This is a genomic window from Shewanella sp. UCD-FRSSP16_17 (assembly GCF_001675935.1).
Classification (GTDB): Bacteria; Pseudomonadota; Gammaproteobacteria; order Enterobacterales; family Shewanellaceae; genus Shewanella; species Shewanella japonica.
In genome coordinates this window covers 1-1,146 of sequence record NZ_LZFV01000021.1, presented here as the reverse complement: position 1 = coordinate 1,146, position 1,146 = coordinate 1, and the positions used below count along the sequence as shown (strand labels likewise).

The following is a 1,146-nucleotide window of genomic DNA, read 5'->3' as shown; positions in this document are numbered from 1 at the left end:
TAGGGGGTTGGGGGTACATATCCGTTTCTTCGGTTATGGCCGCTATTGGTTCCGCTCTTACAGCGGCTCACTTTTGAACAGCGCAAAAGTAAGCAAAACGCTCTTGCCCCACCACTCGGCACCTCGCTAATGCTCGGTGTGCCCTTGTAAGATTATTTTCACCTGCTTCAGACCGTGGTGCCCTCAGATTTCAAGATCGTGAGTGAGCATGGGTCGAAGCAGGTTCTTTTCTAAACTAGTCCGAACGGTTGCCTGGGCGTAAAGCCCGATTCTGCAAGGTTGGACGTGAGGAAAACGCCATGGACCATGACTCTGCGTTCGTCGGAATTGATGTTTCCAAAAACAAGCTCGACTCATTCGTCAGCACTACTGGCCAAGTCGAGCAGTTTTTCAATACTCCAGAAGATATCCAGCGTTTAGCTAAGCATCTCAAGGCTCAGATGCCCGCTTTAGTGGTGCTGGAAGCAACTGGCGGATATGAGCGGCTTGCCGCTGCCGAGCTTTGCGCTGCTGGATTACCAGTCGTTGTTGTCAATCCCCGTCAGGTCCGTGATTTCGCTAAGGCTACCGGACGGCTGGCTAAAACCGACGCTCTGGATGCCCAGGTGATTGCGGAGTTTGCTCAGGCGGTCAAACCCGAAATTCGGGWGATGCCAGATGAACACGCTCGTGAACTGGCAGATCTACTGACTAGACGCCGTCAGCTTATCGATATGATCGTGGCGGAGGAGTCTCGACTGAAACAGGCGGTATTCAAGGCGCTTCGACGGGATATCAATGCACATATCGTCTGGCTTCAAAAGCGTCTTAAAAGTACAGACGATGACTTGCACGAAGCGATCAAAGCTTCGCCGGCCTGGAAGGCCAATTATGATTTGCTGCGCGAGGTCTCAGGTGTTGGCAATGTGCTCGCACTTTCGCTGCTGGCGATGGTTCCTGAGCTAGGCAAAGTGAATCGCAAACAAGTGGCTGCATTGGTTGGTGTGGCCCCTTTTAACTGCGATAGCGGCCTGTACAAAGGACGTAGACGGATATGGGGTGGTCGAGCTGAGGTGCGAAGTGTGCTTTACATGGCTGTCTTGTCCTCGAAGAGCCATAACCCGGTGATCGAGAGGTTCTACAACCGTCTGCTTGCTGCAGGGAAGA

At 52.8% G+C, this 1,146-nt stretch carries 1 protein-coding gene; it reads left to right on the top strand.

Annotated features, from left to right (window positions below):
• Positions 1 to 299 precede the first annotated feature (299 nt).
• On the top strand, positions 300 to 1,146 hold an 847-nt coding region (locus A9267_RS11510; protein WP_065109269.1), incomplete at its 3' end, for an IS110 family transposase.